The following is a 23,257-nucleotide window of genomic DNA, read 5'->3' as shown; positions in this document are numbered from 1 at the left end:
ATAACGGGCGTAAGTGAAAGTCGGTAATGCGGGTTACTGGCGACCTGAGTGGCCGAAGCCGCCTTCGCCGCGCAGGCTGGCGTCGAAATCGTCGACCAGGTTAAATTCCGCCTGTACCACCGGTACAAAGACCAGTTGTGCCATGCGATCGCCGGGTTGCAGAGAGAAACTTTCCTGGCCGCGATTCCAGACCGACACCATCAGTTGTCCCTGATAGTCGGAGTCAATCAGCCCGACCAGGTTGCCCAGTACAATGCCGTGTTTATGGCCAAGGCCTGAGCGCGGCAGGATTACAGCGGCCAGATCGGGGTCGGCGATATGAATCGCCAGTCCGGTCGGGACCAGCGTTGTTGTGCCTGGTGCGATGTCGAGCACCTCATCAATACAGGCGCGTAAATCTAACCCAGCGGAACCTGAAGTGGCGTAGGTCGGCAATGGAAACTCTTTGCCAACACGCGCATCCAGAATTTTAACGTCTATTTTTTTCATCATAACGGCTGACAATCTCGTCTATTAATTGTTGGCCAAGGAGAGACTTATCGCTGAGCGGTAAGCGTTTTTCTCCATCCTGCCAAAAAAGGTGAAGAGCATTGGTGTCGCTATTAAATCCCTGTCCGGCTTTAGCGACATCGTTAGCGCAGATCAGGTCCAGATTCTTGCGCACCCGTTTTTGCCGGGCGTATTCTTCCACATTCTGTGTTTCAGCAGCAAATCCAACCACAAATGGCCGGTTTTCCTGAAGTGCGGCGACCCCGGCAACAATATCGGGATTCTTTACCAGGTTCAGCGTGACGTTATCATCGCCGCCCTGTTTCTTGATTTTATCGGCCGCAATATCGGCTGCCCGGTAGTCTGCCACGGCTGCGCTTGCAATGAAAATATGTTGTTTAGCTATCTCGCTCATGACGGCGGCCTGCATCTCCAGCGCACTGGTAACATCAACGCGTCTCACACCCGCTGGCGCCGCCAGGCTGACCGGACCACTGACCAGCGTTACCTGTGCGCCGCGCCTGGCAGCGGCGGCGGCAATCGCAAAGCCCATTTTTCCGGAGCTGTGATTCGAGATGTAGCGTACCGGGTCCAGCGCCTCACGGGTTGGACCGGCGGTTATCATAATGTTGAGATGTTGCAAATCGTTGACGGGTGCAGCCCACTGCACCGCATGGTCAACAATCGCCAGCGGATCAAGCATCCGTCCCGGCCCGACGTCTCCGCAGGCCTGGCTGCCGCTGTCCGGCCCCCAGATCAACACGCCACGCTCATGCAGCGTTTGCAGGTTGTGCTGGGTCACCGCCGCACGATACATCTGCTGATTCATAGCGGGCACCACCGCCACGGGTGAGGCCGTCGCTAATACAGCCGTGGTCACCAGATCGTTTGCCATACCGGCAGCTATACGGGCAATCAGGTCGGCAGTGGCCGGTGCCAAAACAATCAGATCGGCCCACTTTGCCAGTTCAATATGACCCATCGCGGCTTCCGCTGCCGGATCAAGCAGATCGTCAAACACCGGATAGCCTGAAACGGCCTGCAGGCTGAGCGGAGTAATAAAGGCCTTTGCCCCCTCCGTCATCATTACGCGGACATCAGCGCCGCGGTCGCGCAGGCGACGCACCAGCTCAGGTGCTTTATAAGCGGCGATACCGCCGCTCACGCCAAGAAGAATTTTTTTGCCGGCTAATCCCATCATGATGTTGGCCTCACTAAGCTCTCTGCCGCCCGCGGCGGCGAATGCACGGACTTTATCATAAAAGCGTGGACGCGCCTTTTCACCAACTGCGTTTGCGAGCCGTCTCGAAGATTGATACGCCACTGATAGCGGCATGCTTCAGGATGGGCCACTCTTAAACTCATCTCAGGGAGAGCAACGATGAAAATCAAGGGACCACGGGAAAAACTGCAGAAACTGGGTGCGCATTCGCTCAGCGATACCGAACTGCTGGCCATCTTTCTCCGCACCGGCTCGCCAGGGCAGAACGTCCTTGAACTGGCCGGGCAGATGCTGGAGGGATTTGGCTCGCTTTATCAGCTCATGACGTCAGACAAAGCGGCATTATGCAAAATTAAAGGTGTCGGCGATGCCAAGCTGGCGCAACTGCACGCGATTGCCGAACTGGCGAAGCGCTTTTTCGCCAGTAAGCTGGCGCGAGAAAGCGTGATGGAAAATCCACAGATTACGCGCCAGTATCTGCAAAGCCTGTTAGCCCACCAGGAGCGGGAGATCTTTATGGCCCTGTTTCTGGATAATCAGCATCGGGTGCTACGGGCACAGAATATGTTCTCTGGCTCCATTAATAGCGTGGAAGTGCACCCTCGCGAGATCGTCCGGGAAGCGCTGAAGCTCAACGCAGCCGCCCTGATACTGGCGCATAATCATCCCTCGGGGATGGCGGAACCGAGCCGTGCAGACCGTGAAGTGACCCATAAAGTCAGCGAAGCCTGTCAGCTACTCGACATCCGTCTGCTCGATCATCTGGTGATTGGCCATGGCGAATATGTCTCCTTTGCTGAGCGGGGATGGCTCTGATTCAGGGAAATTTCGCGCCAGGTGGCGGCTTTTTGCCCGATCATTCGGGATCTTTATCTGTTCGGGACTTGAGCACTTGGGCTGAGCGGCGTATACTACGCCACCTTTGAGAATCTCGGGTTTGGCGGTTAGGCCAGCTTAGCGGGTTCCATGGAACTCGCCTGGCGGGCTGCAAGCCTGACGAGGCGGCCAAAACCTAATTTTTAAAGCTCGAGCTGATTTGATTTTTGGAGATATAGACATGTCACGAGTCTGCCAGGTAACTGGAAAGCGTCCGGTAACGGGTAACAACCGTTCCCACGCAATGAACGCGACGAAACGCCGTTTCCTTCCGAACCTGCACTCACACCGTTTTTGGGTTGAGAGCGAGAAGCGCTTCGTTACTCTGCGTGTATCTGTTAAAGGTATGCGCATTATTGATAAAAAGGGCATTGATACGGTTTTATCCGACATGCGTGCCCGTGGTGAGAAGTACTAAGGTACTAAGGAACTGAATCATGGCTAAAGGTATTCGTGAGAAGATCAAGCTGGTTTCCTCTGCTGGTACAGGTCACTTCTATACCACCACGAAGAACAAACGTACTAAACCAGAGAAGCTGGAACTGAAAAAGTTCGATCCGGTTGTACGTCAGCATGTGATCTACAAAGAAGCTAAAATTAAGTAATTTTAGTGTTCTGCTAAAAACCCGGCTCCGGCCGGGTTTTTTGTTTGTGTAAAACGCTGAGGAGAGGGTATGCCAGAGTTGCCAGAGGTTGAGACCAGCCGCCGCGGTATCGAGCCGCATTTGGTTGGTGAAACCATTCTTCACGCTGTGGTACGTAATTCACGTTTGCGCTGGCCTGTTTCGCAGGAAATCCTGGCGCTAAGCGATCAGCCGGTGCTCAGCGTACAGCGCCGGGCGAAATATCTGCTGCTGGAACTGCCGCATGGCTGGGTCATTATCCACCTGGGTATGTCGGGCAGCCTGCGTGTGCTATCCGAAGAGCTGCCAGCGGCTAAACATGACCATGTTGATTTGGTCATGAGTAACGGCAAAGTGCTGCGCTACACCGACCCGCGCCGCTTTGGTGCCTGGCTCTGGAGCAGCGATCTGGCGGGCAGCAGCGTGCTGGCGCATCTCGGACCTGAGCCGCTTAGCGACCAGTTTGACGGCGCTTACCTGTTTGATAAATCGCGTGGCAAACGCACGCTCATCAAGCAGTGGCTGATGGATAACAAAGTGGTGGTGGGCGTAGGCAACATTTACGCCAGTGAGTCACTGTTTACCGCCGGGATCCTTCCCGATCGTGCCGCAGGAAGTCTGTCGCAGGCTGAAGCGGAGCTGCTGGTCAACACCATTAAAGCGGTGCTGTTACGTTCAATTGAGCAGGGCGGTACTACGCTGCGAGACTTCTTACAGACCGACGGCAAGCCAGGCTATTTTGCCCAGCAGCTGCAGGTTTATGGCCGCGCCGGTGAACCCTGCCGCGCATGCGGTACGCCGATTATCAGCGGCAGACATGGGCAGCGCAGCACCTATTGGTGCCCCAACTGCCAACATTAAGCCAGTTTAGCCAGCAGTGCCTGATGCACGGGCGCGGGCAGAAAGGCGGAAACATCGCCGCTATGACGCGCCACCTCTTTGACCAGCGAAGAGGAGATAAACGAGAAGCCTTCAGACGGCATCAGGAACACACTCTCCAGCGTTGGCAGCAGGTGACGATTCATCTGCGCCAGCTGCATTTCATATTCAAAGTCTGATACCGCACGCAATCCACGGACCAGCACATTCGCCTGCTGGTCACGGGCGAAATTTGCCATCAGGTCGCTGAAGCCGACCACCTCAACGTTCGGCAGATGCGCCACCACCTGACCGGCCAGCGCCACGCGCTCATCCAGGCTGAACATTGGTTTTTTACTGGGGCTGGCAGCAATGGCCAGAATCACCTGATCAAACATCTGCGCTGCCCGCGTCACGATGTCGAGATGACCAAGCGTTACAGGATCAAACGTACCGGGATAGATGGCTTTAGTGGTCATACTCGCCCTTTTTTCGCAGCGTGATTCAGCGCCCAGAGGGCTGAATATTTATTGAAGGTATATTGCGCGTTGACTACCGCCAGAATCCAGCCCTGTTTGCCGTCGAGAAAACCGGCACGCAGCAGCAACGTTTTAACAAACGCGCCAAGCGTATGGCTGAACACCGAAAAGAGACCGCAACGCTTACCGCGCTGGTGACGTTCCGTGGCCCAGGCTTCGGCATAGGCCAGTTGCTTGCGCTGAAAGGCGATTAAATCGCGGCAGGTCAGATGTTCCAGATCGCCAGGCAACGCCACCACCGGTGCGCCGTCACTCTGCAGTGATTCATGCACCAGATTATCATTGTAACGGAAGGTGCGTGGATAGAGGCGCATCACGCGATCGGGATACCAGCCACTGTGGCGCATAAAGCGGCCGAGGAACAGATTACTGCGGCCCAGGCTGTAAACAGTGCGGCTGGGTGGGGCGACCAGCACCTGCTCAATCGCGGCGCGCAGTTCGGGTGAAACGCGCTCATCCGCATCGATCATCAGAATCATATCGCCGGTGGCATAGTGTTGCGCACGCTGGCGCTGGATGCCATAGCCCTGCCAGTCATCACTTTGATAGACCTGCGCTCCGGCTTGCGTGGCGATCTCAACACTGTCGTCACTGCTGCCAGAATCCAGCACAATAATTTCGTCGGCCCAGCTGACTGAAGCCAGACAATCCGGCAGCAGCTCCGCTTCATTTTTGGCGATCATCACCACAGAAAGACGCTGGCGTGCTGACATTAGTGGGCCCGTGGTGGCAGATGCGGTTCGAGTAACTGTAGCAGACGCTGAAGCGCACCCTGGTTCTGGTGCAGTACGTCTACCGCATGGCGTCCGTAATAACGGCGGTAATCATCATCCTGCAACAGGTTGGTGACCTCTTTTTCCAGCGAAATCACGTCGGTGACGGTGATCAGACCCTGGCCTTCCTGCAACTTACTGCAGATATCTTTGAAGTTCCAGATGTGTGGTCCCATCAGGACCGGAAGCGCATGGGCAGCAGGTTCCAGCGGGTTGTGTCCGCCCCGCTCAACCAGGCTGCCGCCGACAAACGCCAGATCGGCGATACCGTAAAGCAGCATCAGTTCACCCATTGAGTCGCCGATGACCACCTGCGTGGAACCGGATGGGATCTCACCGCTGCTGCGCAGGATAAAGCTGAAGCCGCGTTCCTGCGTTAGCTCGCGCGCATCGTTAAAACGTTCAGGATGGCGGGGAACCAGAATCAGCAGCAGATCCGGAAACGTCTGCAGCAGGCGACGATGGGTATCCAGCACGATGACCTCTTCGCCTTCGTGCGTGCTGGTGGCGATCCACACCGGGCGACGCGGTGCCCACTGGCGACGCAGCGTTACCGCTCTGGCGGCCAGCTCTGGCGTGACGGAAATATCAAACTTCAGGCTGCCGGTAATCGCCAGTTGTGAACGTTTCAGGCCCAGACTCAGGAAGCGGTCGCCATCTTCCGTGTTCTGCGCCGCAATCAGCGTGATGCTCTGCAACAGCTGGCGCATAAATTTACCCAGCTTGCGATAGCCTTTGGCGGAGCGGGCCGAGAGGCGGGCATTGGCGATAACCAGCGGAATGTTACGCTGGTGCAGAATGCGGATAATGTTCGGCCACAGCTCCGTTTCCATGATGATCACCAGCCGTGGATTAACCGTATCCAGAAAACGATTAATCGAACCTGGCAGATCATAAGGCAGATAGACGTGATGCACATCTTTGCCAAACGCAGATTGCGCCCGCTCAGAGCCGGTCGGCGTCATGGTGGTGACGGTAATCGGCAGGGTCGGATAACGATGACGCAGCGCGCGCACCAGCGGAATCGCGGCCAGAGTTTCACCTACAGAGACCGAATGCAGCACAATGCCGTCGGGCTTTACTTTGCCGACGCAATAACCATAGCGTTCTGCCCAGCGTTTGCGATAGGCAGGCGCTTTACGACCGCGCAGCCACAGGCGCAGCCAGATCAGTGGCTGAATGAAGTAGAGCAATGCGGTGTAAATGGTCGTCATAGTTACCGTTACAACAGGTTCGCGTCTAAAAACAGATTAAAATGAGATGGCGGCATGTTATCAGAAACCCCGCATGCACTCATCCCGGATTGTCAGTTGGTACTCAATACCTGTTGATAAAGCGAAGTCAGCGCCTGCGCCAGCTGTTGTGGACCATAAGGCTCAATTTTACGTCGCGCCGCGTCACCCATTCGTGAATCGACAGAAAGCGCCGGTATTGCATTAATCGCCTGGTTTAACCCATTGATATCCAGGGCATCACAGACGAAGCCTTGCTGACCAGCGGTAATAAATTCTGCGCCACCGCAACCGGTGCTTGTTATCACCGGTAAGCCGCAGGCCATTGCCTCCAGCACCACATTCGGAAAGGGGTCATAGAGTGTGGGCAGTAACAAGCCATCCGCCGCGTGATAGAACGGCTGCACATCCTGCTGTACGCCGACAAAGCGCAGGCGGTCCAGGCAGTGAAGCTGGTTTGCCAGCTGCTGGTAACGTTGTAATTGTTTATCCTGGCCCACCACAATCAGATAACGATCGCTGGCAGCCAGCGCCTGTATCGCCGCTTTCAGCCCTTTACGCTCAAAGCCGGAGCCGACATAGATCAGTACGGTAGCGGCATCGGGCAGTGACAGCTGCTGGCGGGTGGCGCGACGTGCTGTTTCTGTAGCGGGCTGGAAACGACTGGCATCGATAGCATTATGAATAACATGGATTTTTCCGGCGTCGAGCGCGAAACAGCGCAGGATATCGCGCTTTACCATCTCTGAATTACAGATCACCGCTTTCAGCGTCGGAGAGTTAAACATTTCCGCTTCCGCCTGCAGAACATAGCGGTGATAAGGACTGAATGTAGCACTCATCCGCTGCCACGATGAGACAATACGGGCGCGCTGTTCCAGCCAAACACGATGCACGCCATCACCCGCACGGAAAATGTCACAGCCAGCGATGCGCTCATGGCTTTGTACAATATCGAACTTTTCTCGCTCCCAGCAGGCACGTGCGGCACGGGCAAAGCCGCGCTCGCGGGAAACCCTGCCCAGCTTTGCCGGATTACAGATATGCAGATGCCAGTCTGGATTGGGCGTGCCCTGCCAGCTGCGGGTAATGATGTTGAGATCGAGCTTTTCGCTGCCCAGCGCTTCCAGGGCGCGTGAGATAAAACGTTCAGCACCGCCATCCGGACGATATTTCTGCCGGACAATGGCCAGCCGTAACTTACTCATTCAGGTAGTTCCTCGCTGCCGCGACCACATCCTTTACCGGAATGGCCGAGAGATAACGCTGGTCAGTTTTGGTGTCGATGGAATCGGGTGAGGGCAGCGGGCCATAATCGCCCGCCCAGATGACATGGTTGTTGTTCCCCCAGGGCCGCCAGTGCTGCAGCTTGGTCGGGCCAAAAAGTGCGATACAGGGCGTATCAAGCGCGGCAGCCATATGCATTGGCGCAGAGTCGACACCAATAAATAGCCGGGCATGATCGATCAATGCCGCCAGCTGCGGTAGCGTGAACTGACCCGCCAGCGAAACCACGTCAGGCGACGCACAGCGCGCGCGAATGCGGTTAATCATCGCCAGCTCCTGCTTGTCCGGCCCGGCGGTCAGCACCACTTTGCGGCCCGGTTGCGCCAGCTGATCAAGTGTGGCCGCAACGCTCTCTTCTTCCCAGCATTTAAAGCTCCAGCGTGAGGTCGGCTGCACCACAATATAGGGCGCGGTAATATGATGTTCCGCCAGTCGGGCCAGCACGATTTGCCGATCAGCGTCGCTGTAATGCATGGAGACACGTGCGCCATCGCTGCTGATGCCGAGGGGGGCCAGCGCCGACATATTCTGTTCAACGGTATGCAGTTTGCTGTGATTGTGTGTGGGGACCAGCCGATTGTGACACCAGCGCCACAGGGCGTTATCGCGTTTTTTGAATGCGAAACCGATACGAACGGGTGCCCCGGACAACCGCGTAATCAGGGCAGCGCGCCACTGATCGGCCAGGTTAATCACCAGATCATAATGCGCGTCACGTATGGCGCGAATTAATGCACGCTCATGGCCCAGCTTGCGCCAGGTTCCCTCCTGTTTCCATTTGCGATCGATGACGTGCAAATGGCGGATGGCCGGATGCGCTTCCAGCATCGGACGCGTTTCCTGATAGAGCAATACGTCAATGCTGGCCTGCGGGTAACGCTGACGAAGCGCATTAATGGCGGGCGTTGTGAGCAGCATGTCACCATGGTGGCGCAGCTTAATCAGTAATATATTTTTTGGAGAGATGTTTGCTGGAGTCAGGCTGGCCATAAACAGGAGTTCTCAGAATTCAGTGAACCGATTGTAGGGCAAACCCTTTTTAGGATAAAGCCAGCCTCAAAGGTTATTTATCACGCCAGCGATAGAGCCGCGCCAGCCATAACAGCAGCTGATACCACTGCTTAATTCCCCTGGCATTCCGTAGCATGCGCAGGTGCGTCCTGGTCGTGAAAAGATCGGCAATGATCGCCTGACGTGCGCGGGCCTCAGGCTCACGCCTCACACTGTGACAAACGCTCAGCGCTTCATGGGTTACCTGATAGTGAAATGATGGGTAGATTTTCACACGGTCACGATAGCGGGTGTTGAGTTCTTCCAGCAGACGCGCAATCTTCAGGTAGTGACGCTGATATTCAACGTTACGCTCGCCGGTACGTTTGCGGTTGCTGATTGAAGCGTCGTGCATATAGTAGCGATAGAGCACTGCTTCGGTATACCGCACGCGTTTTGCCAGCAGCATAAACTCGGTGGTCCAGGGAATATCCTGATGATGCAGGCCCGGCTCAAACTGCAACTGATGCTGCTCGATCAGTTCCCGGCGATAGATGCCAAGCCAGACCACATGCATATAACGATGCGTTTTCAGCGCGGTATTGAGCCAGTCGGCACCGCTCAGCACCGGAGTGCTGCGCAGGCGGTCCAGCGGAATCAACGGTTTTACCCGCTGACTGTGTTTAAAGAACCACTCGGCGTTGCACTGTGCAGCATCAAGATTGTCCGCTTCTGCCATCGTCACCAGCGTCTGATACATATCGGGCTGCATGGTGTCATCTGCATCCGGAAAGGTGACATATTTCCCGTGGGCAATCGCCAGACCCGCGTTACGGGCGCGCGACACGCCGCCGTTTTCCTGATGAATCACACGAATATGAGAGTGCTGCTGTGCATACTGGTCAGCGCGCTCACCTGAGCCGTCGGTTGAACCGTCATCGACAATGATGATCTCCAGCGAGGTCAGCGTCTGCGCCAGCAGTGACTGCATGAACTCATCAAACATGCTGCCCGCATTGAACATCGGCGTAATGATACTCAGCAAAGGAGAAGTACTCATCACGCTATCTGCACCCGCGTTGAATTCACTGTGAAAGGGCGTTGCCTCGTCATAAATCATTTCCAAATCAGCAGAGTGGAATCAGGAAGTTCACGATTATAAGACGGTGTGGCTTTCCTGCTTTACTAAAAACCACGCCCGCCAGTAATAATGCGTTATATGCGCTTTTTTTACGCAAAGTAGGCGGGCAGGTAAACCGGTTATTATGCCGGTGCTCATTCAGCGTCTTTTTTATAAGAGATCGTAGCAAACCGCAGGCGGGAGAAGTGACGGGAAAGTCAGGCGCTGAAATAACAGCGCCTGCATCAACCTGATAAATCTGAGTGCGCTACTGCTCGCTCTGCTTAAAAAACTTGAGACTGACATACTTCATCATCCAGCTCATGCTTTCGGCATACTGTTTCTGATGCCACTTTATACGGGCGAATCGCTTCATCTCTTTATAATGTCTGGGCGTATCAAGCGGTTGTGAAGCCCAGGGTGATCGATGGTAATAGCGATAGTAGAGCTGTGAAAGATCGCTGCCGGCCCATGCATGCCAGGGTTTGCATTTACCGGTGTAGTGAATCATGACGGTCTCATCTGGTACACCAGAGTGATCCCAGACTTTATTGGCGATGATGTCGTAAATATGGTTATAGCGGTCCGGCAGAATCAGAATCTCATTCTCCAGCACAATATTCAGCGCATCCTGATCGGGAAAACCAAACTCTGCGCCCTGCGTCACCAGCACGTCGGTAATGCGCGCGGTAGTCTGCCTTTCGAGCCAGCGTGGAATATTGATCAGCATAAAGCCGGAATTGAAGTAGTGATGATGCTTCAGCCCCAGCCTTGCGCACTGGTTCTGCCGCGCACGTGGTGTGTCGTTACAGGCCGCCAGCGTGTAATCCGTGATATTCAGGGCGAACAGAGGAGAGTAATCGCCCACCACCAGGGTATCTGCATCAATATAGATCACCCGATCGCTATAGTTCGCTACCGTTTCAGGGATCAGGAAGCGGTAGTGGATGCTTTTAGGATAGCGGCCCACTGCAGGCAACTGATCAACCCAGGCACTGTTAAAAATATGCAACGTAATCGCCAGACGGTGGCCTGTGGCCAGCGAGCGCAATTTTTCTACATCTTCGTCGCGTAGTGAATCTGAGAAAATATGGGCGTGGAAAGCGGTATCAGGATGATGATGGAGAAGTGAAAACAGCGTAATGCCCAGGCCACGCGCATAGGCGTGGTTGATGCCAAACGCAACGTGAACCTGATTATCATCCGTGTCAGCAAGCGTGTTGACCAGCAGCTGACTTTGCTGAACGGCATCAGCAAGAGGGGTAATTGCCATTACGCTTTACTATTCCAGATTATGAGTAATAAACGTTTGTATTCTAGTCAGTTTATCGTGATCCAGCCCGAATAATTTTTCAGCAGGCTGATCAAACTTAAAACGGGTGGCAAAAACGAACGTCGAAGCGTCAATATTATCCGGTCCGATAAATAAGACGTTATTGACCGGACGCTGCTCCCTGACTTCACACGGCCCGTAAAGCATGATCACGGGTATCTGTTGGGCATCCGCAATATACGCATTGCCAGAGTCAGAGGCGATATAGAAATCCATCTGCGAAATGGCCCACGGAACCTCTTCCAGCTTTAGTTCACCAATCAGACTGACAATATTCTCTTTTGGGCCGGTCAGACTCAATAACTCATCCAGCCACGGCTGCTCAGATGGCGGACCAAACACATAAAAGGTGCAGGGCAGGTCAGCCAGTGATGCCATCAGCTGCTGCCAGATGCTGGCAGGAATAGTTTTGGCCCGATTACCGGCAGAAATGCTGATACCTATTTTAATGCCGCTGTGCGGATTACGCAGTGCAGCGGGCGGCACGGGCGGCTCCCAGAGCGGCGAGGTCGCGTGTTTAGGGAAATCGGTGTAGCGATAGTCGCGGTTAATCAGCTTCAGGTAACTGTCGAGCGTCAAATCTGTCTTAGTGTGATCAACAATGCCGCTGGCGCTGCGATAGAACGTCTTATGGTAAGACTTACGCACATAGGTGCGCAGAAACTGCTTATTCGGTGCGTTGCATAACGCGGCAAAGAACAGGTTTACGCTGTTAGGCTGCACCAGATAGACGTTGTCATAGCGGTTCATCAGGGTGAACGCGAGCTTCAGTTTGGCAAAAAAGCTGCGCTTTGCGTCTTCAATCAGAAAATAGCGGCTGACCGTGTCATCATGACGTACCAGCGGCTCCACTGCTTTGCTGATCAGCAGCTCAGACTGACCCAGGGCGCGCAGCATGGGTGTAATATTGATAAAATCACCAATCTTCGCCGTCTGGATGATTAAGCTGCGTCCGGTTGGCCGGTAAAATAGCCGCATTATGGCCCGGAAAGGCAGAAGCAGCAGATAGATCAGCACATAGTTCATGGCGTATTTTCCGTAATAACGGCCCGCAGTTTTTCTGCCACCGTGTCAGCAGTCAGCTCCGCCAGATTATGATTCGGGGCGCTCAGTGCCTGTTGGTTCTGCCCGTAACCGCCAATCAAACCAGGATCGGTCGGGCCATACAGCGTGAGGTTGGGACGATCCAGCGCCGCCGTCAGGTGACTTAATCCGGTATCTACCGAGACCACCGCCCGTGCGCCCGCCAGCTGTTGGGCTATCGCCTCCAGCGTGAGCTTAGGCAGCACCTCAACATGCTCAAAGCCCTCTGCAAGCCGCAGTGCGCGTTGATGCTCGTGTTCAGCACCCCAGGGCAGCTTCACCCGCAGCCCGCCGGGCTTCATCTGCTCGATCAGCTGTCGCCAGTGGGATTCCGGCCAGTGCTTGTTGTCACGCGTCGTGGCATGCAGAAAGACCAGGTAATGATGTGCGTCAGCGGGCAGATGATGCAGAAAGTGTCCGGCAATCGCGTAGTCACCCTGGTTTTGCGGCTTTTCATAGCCCAGGCTTTTAGCGAACAGTTCGCGCGTCCGCTCAACCGCATGTTGTTGCTTACTGACTTCATGGCGGACGTCATACCACCAGCTGGCAAACGGCTCACGCGCGCTGCGGCTGTCCTGACCGTGCTTTAACCCTTTCGATAAGCGGGTAACCAGCGCGGCACTTTTGATCAGTCCCTGCGCATCAATGACGACATCGTACTCACGCGACTGTAACGCGCGCTTAAACAGCACACGCTCTTCACGCTGCTGACTGCCAAACCAGTGTTTGCGCCAGCGGCGGATTGCAACCGGTAACACCTTATCGACCGCAGGATGCCAGCCAGGGATCTGCGCGAAGTTCTCTTCCACCACCCAGTCGAAACGGATGCCGGGGATAGCATGCATCGCATCGGTCAGTGCCGGCAGTGAATGCAGCACATCGCCCATTGAAGAGGTTTTAACAATCAGGACGTGCATGGCACCTCCTGTGGTGCGAGCAGTTCGCTCAGCGTCTGATGTACGCGCTCAGGCTGAATGTCGATCAGGCTCTGGTGATAGCCCTGGTCGGCATCGCCTTTACGCACTTTGTGATAGCCGGTAATCAGGCGAATAATACGCGCCTGTTTTGCAAGCGGCGGCGTAAAGTCAGGGCTACTCGGCCCATAGAGCGCCACCAGCGGACGGTCCAGCGCCGCAGCGATATGCATCAGGCCGGAGTCGTTGCTGACCACGGCGCGGCATTGCGCCAGCAGAATCACTGCCTGTTCCAGTTGGGTTTCACCGGCCAGATTACGGCAGTGGCCGCGTGCATCCTCTGGCAGAGCAGCGATAATCTCGTCGCCGGTCGGACGATCTTTGGCGGAGCCAAACAGCACAATCTGGAAGCCGTCAGCAATCAGCTGACGGGCCAGCGTGGCATAATGATAGTGCGGCCAGCGCTTGGCGGGCCCAAATTCAGCGCCCGGACAAAAACCGATGATCGGACGAGTCGCTGCGAGCTGAAACTGTGCGGCGGTTTCAATCTTTTCCTGCTCTTCAACCTGCAATTTTGGCCACAACAGCGGCTGTGGCAGCTGCGCCGCCGAGGTAACAGCGGTGTCATAGCCCAGCGCAACGTAGCGCTCAACCATGAGTGGAAACGCGGCTTTATCCAGCACCCGTAAATCGTTCAGCAGGCCATAGCGCATTTCACCTCGCCAGCCGACGCGGCGTTTTATTCCGGCAAAGAAGGGAACCAGCGCCGACTTAAAGGAGTTAGGCAGCACATAAGCACGGTCGTAGTGACTGGCGCGCAGTACTTTTCCCAACCGGCGACGCTCACCAATCTCCAGTGCGCCATGCCCGAGCGGCATCGCCAGCGCCTGATTCACCTCCGGCATGCGTGACAGTAATGGGCGGCACCACGCGGGTGCCATCACATCAATCACTGCATCCGGATGTTCGGCCTTGAGTGTGCGATAGAGACTTTGCGACATCATCATATCGCCGACCCACGACGGGCCGATTACCAGAATTTTCATCGCCGGAGCAGCTTCCTTTATGCGTTGCGGTTCAGCCAGACCATATATTCAGTGACACCCTGCGCCACCGTTTTAAATGGCTTGTCGTAACCGGCAGCACGCAGTTTAGTGAGATCGGCCTGGGTATAGGCCTGATAGCGTCCTTTGAGTTTTTCCGGGAACGGGATGTACTCGATCTGACCTTTCTGATGGAATTTCAGAACTGCATCAGCCACTTCCTGGAACGATTCGGCGCGGCCTGTGCCGCAGTTGTAGATCCCGGAGACGCCGTTTTCCCAGCACCACAGGTTCACTGCTGCCACATCATCAACGTGGATGAAATCGCGCTTAAAGCCGTCACTGCCTTCAAACAGTTTTGGATTTTCATCGTTGCTGATCTGGGTGTTCAGATGAAACGCCACGCTTGCCATGCTGCCTTTGTGGCCTTCACGCGGACCATAGACGTTGAAGTAGCGGAAGCCACACACCGGCGAGTTCGCTTCCGGCAGCATCTGACGAACGTAGTGGTCGAACAGCATTTTGGAGTAGCCATACACATTCAGCGGCTGCTCATACTGGCGCTCTTCGATGAAATTCTCGTTGCGTCCGCCGTAGGTCGCAGCAGAAGAGGCGTAAAGGAACGGGATCTCGCGCTCCAGGCAGTAGTGCAGCAGCTCTTTAGAGTACTGATAGTTGTTCTCCATCATGTACTTGCCATCCCACTCGGTCGTGGAGGAGCAGGCACCCTGATGGAATACCGCTTCAATCGGGCCTAAATCGTCGCCCGCGATCACGCTCATCAGAAACTCTTCTTTGTCCATATAATCGACGATATCCAGGTCGACTAAATTGGCAAACTTAGTGCCATCCTTCAGATTATCCACCACCAGAATGTCGGTGTGACCGCGATCGTTCAGCGCTTTGACGATGTTGCTGCCAATCATTCCTGCGCCGCCAGTTACGATAATCATGTTGTTACCTTCAACGTTGTGGGGTGAAACAGGAGGTTTCACACACGAATACCTCACATCATAACATTTCATCAGAGTGCAGACAGCCAGATGACTCTGTAACGCGTTGTGCGTACATCGTCGCGGCGTGAACTATGCTGCAAAAATGACATTCTGTTGGGCGATTTATCGTGAAGAAGCGGCCTGTTCAGTAAGATATGCCAGATTTTTGCCATCTGAGGAGAGCAATGATGCCTGCGCAATTTTATCAACAACTTCGTCAGCAACTTGATGATGCACGTCAGGAAGGACTGTTTAAACAGGAGCGGATCATTACCTCTGCCCAGCAGACGGAGATCGCGGTTGGCAGCGAGCCGGCAGTGATTAACTTCTGCGCCAATAACTACTTAGGTTTAGCGAACCATCCGGCGCTGATTCAGGCGGCGAAAGAGGGGATGGATTCGCACGGTTTCGGCATGGCGTCGGTGCGCTTTATCTGCGGCACGCAGGACAGCCATAAACAGCTGGAAAAGCGGCTGGCTGAGTTTCTCGGCATGGAGGATGCCATTCTCTACTCCTCCTGTTTCGATGCGAACGGCGGCCTGTTTGAAACCCTGCTCGATGCGCAGGATGCCGTTATCTCGGATGCGCTGAATCATGCCTCAATTATCGACGGCGTCCGGCTGTGCAAAGCGCAGCGTTATCGCTATGGCAATAACGATATGGCGCAGCTGCGTGCCTGTTTACAGGAAGCGCGCAATAAAGGTGCCCGTCATATTCTGATTGCCACCGATGGTGTCTTCTCAATGGATGGGGTGATTGCGAATCTGTCAGCCATTTGCGATCTGGCTGATGAGTTCTCCGCGCTGGTGATGGTGGATGATTCCCATGCGGTGGGCTTTGTCGGGAACACCGGACGCGGCACCCATGAATATTGTGACGTCATGGGCCGGGTAGACATCATTACAGGCACGCTGGGTAAAGCGCTTGGCGGCGCATCAGGTGGCTATACCGCAGCAAAAGCCGACGTCGTGGAGTGGTTACGCCAGCGTTCCCGTCCCTATCTGTTCTCTAACTCGCTGGCTCCGGCCATTGTGGCCGCCTCGCTGCGGGTGCTGGATCTGCTCAGTGAAGGCGACGGACTGCGTCAGCGTCTGTGGGACAACGCCCGTTACTTCCGCGAGCAGATGACGGCGGCGGGCTTTACGCTGGCCGGTGCCGATCACGCCATTATCCCGGTGATGCTGGGAGAAGCCAGCGTCGCCCAGGCGTTTGCCCGCCTGCTGCAACTGGAAGGCATCTATGTGACTGGCTTCTTCTATCCGGTGGTGCCAAAAGGTCAGGCACGCATTCGCACCCAGATCTCTGCGGCGCACACCCAGCAACAGCTGGAACGTGCGGTGGCGGCCTTTACCCGCATCGGCAAACAACTGGGCGTCATCGCCTGAGGAGTCCGTCATGAAAGCACTCGCCAAGCTGAAGAAGGAAGCGGGCATCTGGATGGTGACCGATGCCCCGGTTCCAGAGCCGGGGCATAACGATCTGCTGATTAAGATTCGTAAAACCGCCATCTGCGGCACCGATGTCCATATCTACAACTGGGATGACTGGTCGCGCAAAACCATTCCGGTGCCGATGATTGTCGGGCATGAGTATGTGGGTGAGGTGGTGGCGATTGGACAGGAAGTGAAAGGCTTTACGATTGGAGACCGGGTTTCGGGCGAAGGGCATATTACCTGTGGACACTGCCGCAACTGCCGCGCCGGACGCACCCATTTATGCCGCAACACGATGGGCGTGGGCGTTAACCGTCAGGGCTGCTTTGCGGAGTATCTGGTCATCCCCGCCTTTAATGCATTTAAAATTCCCGACAACATTTCCGATGAACTGGCGGCAATCTTTGATCCGTTCGGCAATGCGGTGCACACCGCACTCTCGTTCGATCTGGTCGGCGAGGATGTACTGATCTCCGGCGCGGGTCCTATCGGCATCATGGCCGCCGCGGTCTGTCGGCATGTCGGCGCACGCAATGTGGTGATTACTGACATCAATGAGTATCGACTGGCACTGGCGCGGAAAATGGGCGTCACGCGCGCGGTCAATGTGGCGAATGAAGACCTGCGGGAAGTGATGCATTCGCTGGGTATGACGGAAGGATTTGATGTCGGGCTGGAGATGTCAGGCGCACCTCCTGCCTTCCGTTCATTGCTGGAGGTGATGAATCACGGTGGGCGTATCGCACTGCTGGGTATCCCGCCGGGTGAAATGGCAATCGACTGGAACCAGGTAATCTTTAAGGGGCTTTTCATCAAAGGCATCTATGGCCGTGAGATGTTTGAAACCTGGTACAAAATGGCGGCGCTGATTCAGTCCGGCCTCGATTTAACGCCAGTGATTACCCATCGCTTTGGCATTGACGATTTCCAGCAGGGCTTCGATGAGATGCGTTCAGGACGATCGGGGAAAGTGATACTGAGCTGGGATTAAAGCAACGGCCGCCAATGTGGCGGCCGCCTGATTAGCTTTGCTTCTTCTCTTCGTCGGTCAGGTAGCGCACTTTGCGCGTGTAATCCTGACCTTTAAAGTTCAGCGGCTGCTGCGGGTCGGCCAGGTATTTTTGCCATTCCGACAGCGGAAAGCCGCCATGCGCCCCAACCACATCCGGCGGGATGACTGCCGACTGACCGCCAATTTTTTTTGAGACCGGCCAGTTAGCCCATTCCCCCAGATTGACAGTTTTAATATCCAGCATGTCGAGCAACACCGCGAGCGGCAGCTGGTCAGTAGGCGGCTGGCTGTCGTTCATTAAATTCCAGGTATCATTAAACAGCGTCAGCCAAAGCGGCGAAATGCGCTGCCAGACTTCACGGGTGGCAGCCAGGTAAGCGCCATTTACGTGGTCTGCCAGATAAGGCCGGATACTATGCGGATAGTAGGCGGGGATCGCCGCTTCCGGCGCACCGTCCAGCTTGGCAATCATTTTCCCCTGACGGAAGCTGGAATAGAGATGGCCGGGTTTCATCATAATCTGCGGCATCTTAAGCAGATTGAGGTCGGAATCGATCATCAGAATACCGTCGCCTTCTGCCTGCAAAGGTGCCTGCAACTTGATCAAACGACTGCGATAGATTTGCTTATAGCGATAATTTTCTTCCCGATGCGGAACATCCAGCGTCACCACGCGGGTTTTAGCCGGCAGGCTGCCAAAGGCGTGCGCTGGCTGATCGCTGACAATCACGACCTCTTTTGTCTCCGTCGCGAAACGCGCCGCAAAATCGGCACTGAGCAGGGCTTCTTCAATATAGTCCGCGCCCGTGCAGGGGATCACGACAGACGTGACCGGCACAGTGCCCTGAACCTCTTTTTGCGAATAAGGCAGGTTATGGCGCGCTCTGATATGGCGGTAACGGGGATTTAAAAAATTAAGCATGAGGTTTCTTTTTGGCGACGCTTTGCAGAATATTCTCGACGCCGCTGATATAGGTTTCAATGGCGTACTGTTCACGTACGCGTTTCGCTGCCGCATTGGTCAGGCGTTGACGCAATTCCGTATCCTGCCACAGTGCGGTCAGGTGCTGGGTCAGTTGTACCACGTTGCCATAATCAAACAGCAGCCCGGTTTCGTCATGACTGATCAATTCGGCAGTGCCGACCACACGGGATCCCACAACGGCGGTATTCACCAGCATCGCCTCCAGCACAACCCGGGGTAAACCTTCACTGCGTGAGGCCAGAATAAACGCATCAAAAGCCGTGAGGTAATCGAGAGCATTATTCTGAAAGCCCGTAAAAACCACGTGCTGCTGGATGTGCTCTGCTGTAGCAAGCTGCAGCAGATGCTGAAGTTCCGGACCCGCGCCGACAATCACCATCCGCCAGTCTGCATCGGGATTTGCGCGTTTAAAACGGCCCAGCGCCTGCAGGATATGGTGATTAGATTTGCGCAATATCAGGGAGCCGATAGTGCCAAATACAAAGGTCGAAGGAGAGAGTTTAAAACGCTGGCGGACTTCAAGGCGGTCAGGCAGAGTCTGGTGAACGTCGATAGCATTACTGACGGTAAAACAGCGTTCCGCATCGATACCATGGCGTCGCAGGGTGTTATTGACGCCCTGAGAAACGGCAATCACAGCCTGACAATCCTGATTCACCATGCTGACCAGCCGCGGTTCCAGAACCGGATCGATACGGCAGTGTTGAACCACCGCAACGTCGAGGCTGCGCGCGGCCAGATAACCTTCCACATTGGTGCTGGGCTGGTTATTCATATAGAGCGTGTCGAAGTTACCCAACTGCAGCAGTGAATTGATTTTGCTGGCATTGGGCATAATTCGCCAGCGCGTATCAATCTCATCAATAGCGCGCTTCTTGAGCTGTTTATTGAAAAACAGCAGCGCGCGCACGGCTTCTTTAACAAATTTTGCCCAGCGTGGCTGTTTGATTTGCGGAATAAAAAAGACCGGAATGGCCAGCGCATTCAACGTGGCCTCAATCGTTTCGTCGTTGCCACGGCTGTAGTTATGGTAGAAGCAGCAGGTGATATCAAATTTTTGACGATCGATACGCTTCAGCAGCTCCAGCATACTGTTGGTGCCGCCGCCCCACTCTCTGCCGTTATCCAGCAGCAGGATTTTTTGTTTATTTATCGTCATCCCTATCACTGTTTCCGCACAGCCGTTATCGCCCGACCCAGGATTATAGTAATTTCTGCGTATAAATGAACGCTAAGACGGAGACTTAGCATTCATAGCAAATCAGAACAGATTTTTTAGCGTGGTAAACAGTGGGCTGTGATTCACACTTTCAGCGATGACCCCTAAGGCTCGGGTCGCCGCAACCGGTGCCAGCGGTTGCTTCGCTTGACACTGGGCGGCAGGCTGGAAACGTGGTGGTATCGGTTTTGCCGGAGCCGCAGGTGTCCGTGAGCCGCTTCGGAGTGATTCATTCAGCAGCTGGCTGGGTCGAACCAGCGTAATGTCGGCTGGCAGTGTGGGTAACATCTGCTGCAGCACCCGTACGGTAGTCGGGTGAGGGTGACCAATCGCAATCGCATAACCGTCGCGCTGTGCCAGTTTCACTGCCCGGCTGAACTGCTGACGAATGGCGTTAATATCCTGGCTGTCATCAAGGAATACCCGGCGTTTTAACACTTTGACCTGGGTACCCTGCGCGGCAGGTATCGCCTGACTGTTGGCGATGGTCATGCTATCCAGAAAGTAGAGATTGTAGTGGTTCAGCGCCTGCATCACCTTTTGCATGCCGGGCAGGCTTGAGGTCATCCTGCTGCCCATGTGGTTGTTCAGACCGACAGCATAAGGCACGTTGTTAACCGCATTACGCATGATGCGGGTCACCTCTTCGCTGCTCATCTCCGGCGTTAAGGTATCTTTTTCCAGCGGCTGTTTGCTCAGTGGTGCCATCGGCAGATGGATCAGCACTTCGTGACCACTCTGATGTGCTTTAGTCGCCATTTCACGGGCATGGGGCGCGTTGGGCAAGACCGCCACTGAAATAGCCTGCGGCATCTGCAGGACTTTGTTCTCTTCAGCAGGGCGATAGCCGACATCATCGATGACAATAGCCAGTTTGCCCGCCTGTGCAGCGTAGCTGAACAGTAAGGCGCTCAACAGAATGGAAATTTTTCGACGTTGCAGCAAAACTTATTTTCCTAACCACGGGAGTGGATTGACGGCCTGTCCCTGACGTCGGATTTCAAAATAGAGCGACGGGGTACCGCGGCCACCACTGGTGCCCACCAGTGCGATAGGCTGTCCTGCCTTCACCTGCGTACCCACGCTCACCAGCGCGCTTTGGTTGTAGCCATACAGGCTCATATCACCTTTGCCGTGCTCCAGCACAACCACCAGTCCGTAGCCCTGCAACCAGTCGGCCATCAGCACACGACCATCCGCGATAGCTTTCACCTCGGTACCTTCCCGCGCATCAATCACCAGTCCTTTCCAGCGCAGTTCACCCTGCAGCTGTTCACCAAAGCGATGTTCAATACGTCCGCGCACCGGCCACAACGCCTGTCCGCCCGCGCGCCCCAGTCCACCCGTGCGGGCTACCAGTTCACGTTCGCTCTGGGTTGGCTGATAACTGGAGCCTTTGGCTTTCGCCTGCGCCTGACGCTGACGCACTTTTTCCGCCTCACGGGCTTCACGTGCTGCCCGCTCACGCGCCTCGCGTTCCGCGCGAGCGATCTTATCCTGCAGACGGCTTTCGTTCTGACGCATCTCGACCAGATCGGCCTGATCTTTTTCCAGCGCGCTTTCCAGTGACGTCAGGGTCTTTTTACGCGCTTCGCTCGCCTGTTGCAGCTTCTGCTGCTGGCCCTGCTGCTGTGCTAATAACTCTTTCTGCTGCTGTTGCTTCTGCTCCAGCGAGGCACGTTGCTGATCCAAATCCTCACGAGTCTTTTGCAGCGATTCGATACTTTTCTGGCGGGCAGCGTTCAGGTAGCCGAAATAGGCCAGAATACGCTCACTGCGCTGGCTCTCTTCACCGCCCATCAACAGCTGTACGCCGCTGTGCTGACCCTGACGAAATGCCGCATCAAGTTGCTCAGAAAGCAGGCTTTCCTGCTGAGTTTGCTGTTTTTCAAGGCGGGCGATGGAGGCAGCGAGCTGCCTGATTTCGTCATTCAGAGCGGTGAGGCTATTGCGGGTGTCACGCAACTGACGGCTCGCCAGCGCGATGACTTTCTCCTGGCTCTGCAACTGATCCAGCAGTTTGCTGCGCTGCAGTTTCTGCGCTTTAACGCTTTTCTCTTTTGCCGCAATGTTTTGCTGAATGGATTGCAGCTGAGATTTACTGTCCTCTGCGCTGTGAGCAGCGGCAGGCAACAACAGGGCTCCCGCGCAAAGCAGACTAAGGGAGAGGCTGGACAGGTGTGTGAACAACGGCAGGTTATCGCCGTTGGGACGGGTCCTTGTGTGCGAAACGGTTGTTTTTCCCTTCATAGGCCAATGATTATTCCACGATGAACCGCCGCTTACCAGTGCTGCCAGCGGGCATTTGCTTTTCCAGTTATGTCCACTTTCGCCATGACATGGATTAACCCTTACGCCATTTTTGCCTTTCAGCCACTTTTTTTGGAAAATGGAGCACAAATCGATACTCTGGCCGCATAGCATCTGTACATGCGAAGTGGCGCAGGTATACTCAGAACCCTTGTTTTAGCTTATTAGCCCGGTCTGGAGTCGTTACCCCTCATGCAAGAAATTATGCAGTTTGCAAGCAATCACCCCATCCTGAGTCTGGCATGGGTCGTTTTACTCGTTATGGTGATTGTGACTACCGTTAAAGGAATGTTCTCTAAGGTAAAAACGATCAGCCGCGGTGAAGCCACCCGCCTGATTAACAAAGAGGACGCGGTAGTAGTAGACGTGCGTTCGCGCGACGATTTCCGCAGGGGGCATATTTCAGGTGCGCTGAATGTGGCAGCCGCTGAGATTAAAAAAGGCAACCTCGACGAACTGGCAAAGCATAAAGCGCAGCCCATAATTGTGGTGTGTGCAACCGGACAAAGCGCAGGCGATTCTGCTGCACATCTCAGCGCGGCAGGCTTTGAGCAGGTTTCAGTGCTGAAAGAGGGCATCAGTGGCTGGAGCGGCGAAAATCTGCCGTTAGTTCGCGGTAAATAATCTTACAAAGGTGCTGATCATGGCAAATGTTGAAATGTATACCAAGGCCACCTGTCCTTACTGCCATCGTGCGAAGGCGCTGTTAACGCAAAAAGGCGTTTCGTTTCAGGAAATCCCTATCGATGGTGATATGGCGAAGCGCGAAGAGATGATCAAGCGTAGCGGTCGTACCACCGTGCCTCAGATTTTTATTGATGCGCAGCACATTGGCGGCTGCGATGACTTATTCGCACTCGATAATCGCGAAGGTTTAGATCCCTTACTGCAGGCGTAATTTTACGCCGGACAACCTCATAT

General features: G+C 54.9%; 25 protein-coding genes. 8 read left to right on the top strand and 17 right to left on the bottom strand.

Annotation, left to right across the window (positions count from 1 at the left end):
* Nucleotides 1-33: 33 nt before the first annotated feature.
* Nucleotides 34-492, bottom strand: a complete 459-nt coding sequence (dut, locus tag F3I20_RS18980) for a dUTP diphosphatase (protein WP_013359511.1) — start codon at nt 490-492, stop codon at nt 34-36.
* Nucleotides 470-1,690, bottom strand: a complete 1,221-nt coding sequence (coaBC, locus tag F3I20_RS18975) for a bifunctional phosphopantothenoylcysteine decarboxylase/phosphopantothenate--cysteine ligase CoaBC (RefSeq protein ID WP_150013922.1) — start codon at nt 1,688-1,690, stop codon at nt 470-472. The genes dut and coaBC overlap by 23 nt, the downstream gene beginning before the upstream one ends.
* 180 nt (nt 1,691-1,870) lie before the next feature.
* Between coaBC and radC the strand changes: the two genes are divergently transcribed.
* The 4 genes from radC (at nt 1,871) to mutM (ending at nt 4,071) form a co-directional block, all read left to right on the top strand.
* Entirely contained in the window at nt 1,871-2,527 is a 657-nt protein-coding gene (gene radC / locus F3I20_RS18970; RefSeq protein ID WP_150013925.1) for a RadC family protein, read from the top strand.
* A 241-nt stretch (nt 2,528-2,768) separates the two neighbouring features.
* A complete protein-coding gene (gene rpmB / locus F3I20_RS18965; protein WP_013359508.1) occupies nt 2,769-3,005 on the top strand; it encodes a 50S ribosomal protein L28 in 237 nt (78 codons plus the stop codon).
* A gap of 19 nt (nt 3,006-3,024) precedes the next feature.
* Nucleotides 3,025-3,192 (top strand): 50S ribosomal protein L33, encoded by a 168-nt coding sequence (gene rpmG, locus F3I20_RS18960; RefSeq protein WP_001051798.1) that lies wholly within the window; start codon nt 3,025-3,027, stop codon nt 3,190-3,192.
* Between the two features lie 69 nt (nt 3,193-3,261).
* Nucleotides 3,262-4,071 (top strand): bifunctional DNA-formamidopyrimidine glycosylase/DNA-(apurinic or apyrimidinic site) lyase, encoded by an 810-nt coding sequence (mutM, locus tag F3I20_RS18955; RefSeq protein ID WP_150013928.1) that lies wholly within the window; start codon nt 3,262-3,264, stop codon nt 4,069-4,071.
* Here the strand turns inward: mutM and coaD are convergent.
* From coaD to rfaD, 11 genes are all read right to left on the bottom strand, one after another.
* On the bottom strand, nt 4,068-4,547 hold the full coding sequence (gene coaD / locus F3I20_RS18950; RefSeq protein WP_033734511.1) for a pantetheine-phosphate adenylyltransferase: 480 nt from the start codon (nt 4,545-4,547) through the stop codon (nt 4,068-4,070). The genes mutM and coaD overlap by 4 nt on opposite strands.
* A complete protein-coding gene (locus F3I20_RS18945) occupies nt 4,544-5,320 on the bottom strand; it encodes a glycosyltransferase family 2 protein (RefSeq protein ID WP_150013930.1) in 777 nt (258 codons plus the stop codon). The genes coaD and F3I20_RS18945 overlap by 4 nt, the downstream gene beginning before the upstream one ends.
* Nucleotides 5,320-6,594, bottom strand: a complete 1,275-nt coding sequence (gene waaA, locus F3I20_RS18940; protein WP_150013933.1) for a lipid IV(A) 3-deoxy-D-manno-octulosonic acid transferase — start codon at nt 6,592-6,594, stop codon at nt 5,320-5,322. Before waaA ends, F3I20_RS18945 begins: the two co-directional genes overlap by 1 nt.
* A 92-nt stretch (nt 6,595-6,686) precedes the next feature.
* Nucleotides 6,687-7,820 carry a glycosyltransferase family 4 protein gene (locus tag F3I20_RS18935; protein WP_150038100.1) on the bottom strand — a complete coding sequence of 378 codons (1,134 nt, stop codon included), beginning with the start codon at nt 7,818-7,820 and terminating at the stop codon, nt 6,687-6,689.
* Complete coding sequence (gene rfaQ / locus F3I20_RS18930) at nt 7,813-8,889, bottom strand: putative lipopolysaccharide heptosyltransferase III (RefSeq protein ID WP_150038101.1); 1,077 nt, start codon at nt 8,887-8,889, stop codon at nt 7,813-7,815. The genes F3I20_RS18935 and rfaQ overlap by 8 nt, the downstream gene beginning before the upstream one ends.
* Nucleotides 8,890-8,962: 73 nt before the next feature.
* The gene (locus F3I20_RS18925; RefSeq protein WP_304621849.1) at nt 8,963-9,949 is read right to left on the bottom strand and encodes a glycosyltransferase; all 987 of its coding nucleotides are present in this window, start codon (nt 9,947-9,949) and stop codon (nt 8,963-8,965) included.
* Nucleotides 9,950-10,277: 328 nt separating this feature from the next.
* Complete coding sequence (locus tag F3I20_RS18920) at nt 10,278-11,282, bottom strand: glycosyltransferase family 8 protein (protein WP_150038103.1); 1,005 nt, start codon at nt 11,280-11,282, stop codon at nt 10,278-10,280.
* Between the two features lie 9 nt (nt 11,283-11,291).
* Complete coding sequence (locus tag F3I20_RS18915; protein ID WP_150013948.1) at nt 11,292-12,368, bottom strand: glycosyltransferase family 9 protein; 1,077 nt, start codon at nt 12,366-12,368, stop codon at nt 11,292-11,294.
* Nucleotides 12,365-13,342: a lipopolysaccharide heptosyltransferase RfaC gene (rfaC, locus tag F3I20_RS18910; protein WP_150013951.1), complete on the bottom strand. Its 978-nt coding sequence runs from the start codon at nt 13,340-13,342 to the stop codon at nt 12,365-12,367. The genes F3I20_RS18915 and rfaC overlap by 4 nt, the downstream gene beginning before the upstream one ends.
* Entirely contained in the window at nt 13,330-14,385 is a 1,056-nt protein-coding gene (gene rfaF / locus F3I20_RS18905) for an ADP-heptose--LPS heptosyltransferase RfaF (protein WP_150038104.1), read from the bottom strand. Before rfaF ends, rfaC begins: the two co-directional genes overlap by 13 nt.
* Before the next feature lie 17 nt (nt 14,386-14,402).
* Nucleotides 14,403-15,335 carry an ADP-glyceromanno-heptose 6-epimerase gene (gene rfaD / locus F3I20_RS18900; protein WP_150038105.1) on the bottom strand — a complete coding sequence of 311 codons (933 nt, stop codon included), beginning with the start codon at nt 15,333-15,335 and terminating at the stop codon, nt 14,403-14,405.
* Nucleotides 15,336-15,565: 230 nt separating this feature from the next.
* Between rfaD and F3I20_RS18895 the strand changes: the two genes are divergently transcribed.
* Together F3I20_RS18895 and tdh are read left to right on the top strand one after the other, a co-directional pair.
* On the top strand, nt 15,566-16,762 hold the full coding sequence (locus F3I20_RS18895) for a glycine C-acetyltransferase (protein ID WP_150038115.1): 1,197 nt from the start codon (nt 15,566-15,568) through the stop codon (nt 16,760-16,762).
* Nucleotides 16,763-16,772: 10 nt separating this feature from the next.
* On the top strand, nt 16,773-17,801 hold the full coding sequence (gene tdh, locus F3I20_RS18890; RefSeq protein WP_150013960.1) for an L-threonine 3-dehydrogenase: 1,029 nt from the start codon (nt 16,773-16,775) through the stop codon (nt 17,799-17,801).
* Between the two features lie 31 nt (nt 17,802-17,832).
* On the opposite strand, the gene F3I20_RS18885 is transcribed toward tdh, so the two are convergent.
* The 4 genes from F3I20_RS18885 to envC form a co-directional block, all read right to left on the bottom strand.
* Nucleotides 17,833-18,744: a hypothetical protein gene (locus F3I20_RS18885; protein ID WP_150013963.1), complete on the bottom strand. Its 912-nt coding sequence runs from the start codon at nt 18,742-18,744 to the stop codon at nt 17,833-17,835.
* Nucleotides 18,737-19,966 (bottom strand): glycosyltransferase, encoded by a 1,230-nt coding sequence (locus F3I20_RS18880; RefSeq protein WP_150013966.1) that lies wholly within the window; start codon nt 19,964-19,966, stop codon nt 18,737-18,739. The genes F3I20_RS18885 and F3I20_RS18880 overlap by 8 nt, the downstream gene beginning before the upstream one ends.
* 102 nt (nt 19,967-20,068) lie before the next feature.
* Entirely contained in the window at nt 20,069-20,971 is a 903-nt protein-coding gene (locus F3I20_RS18875) for a divergent polysaccharide deacetylase family protein (RefSeq protein ID WP_150038106.1), read from the bottom strand.
* Nucleotides 20,972-20,974: 3 nt separating this feature from the next.
* On the bottom strand, nt 20,975-22,276 hold the full coding sequence (gene envC / locus F3I20_RS18870) for a murein hydrolase activator EnvC (protein WP_150019516.1): 1,302 nt from the start codon (nt 22,274-22,276) through the stop codon (nt 20,975-20,977).
* Between the two features lie 252 nt (nt 22,277-22,528).
* Between envC and F3I20_RS18865 the strand changes: the two genes are divergently transcribed.
* Together F3I20_RS18865 and grxC are read left to right on the top strand one after the other, a co-directional pair.
* Nucleotides 22,529-22,960, top strand: coding sequence for a rhodanese-like domain-containing protein (locus F3I20_RS18865; protein ID WP_013359488.1), 432 nt, complete (start codon nt 22,529-22,531; stop codon nt 22,958-22,960).
* Between the two features lie 19 nt (nt 22,961-22,979).
* Entirely contained in the window at nt 22,980-23,234 is a 255-nt protein-coding gene (gene grxC / locus F3I20_RS18860) for a glutaredoxin 3 (protein WP_008926942.1), read from the top strand.
* Nucleotides 23,235-23,257: the final 23 nt, after the last annotated feature.

The sequence above is a fragment of the Candidatus Pantoea gossypiicola genome (genome assembly GCF_008632075.1).
Lineage (GTDB): Bacteria > Pseudomonadota > Gammaproteobacteria > Enterobacterales > Enterobacteriaceae > Pantoea > Pantoea gossypiicola.
The sequence above is the reverse complement of the archived record's forward strand: the minus strand, read 5'-3'. Positions and strand labels throughout refer to the sequence as shown.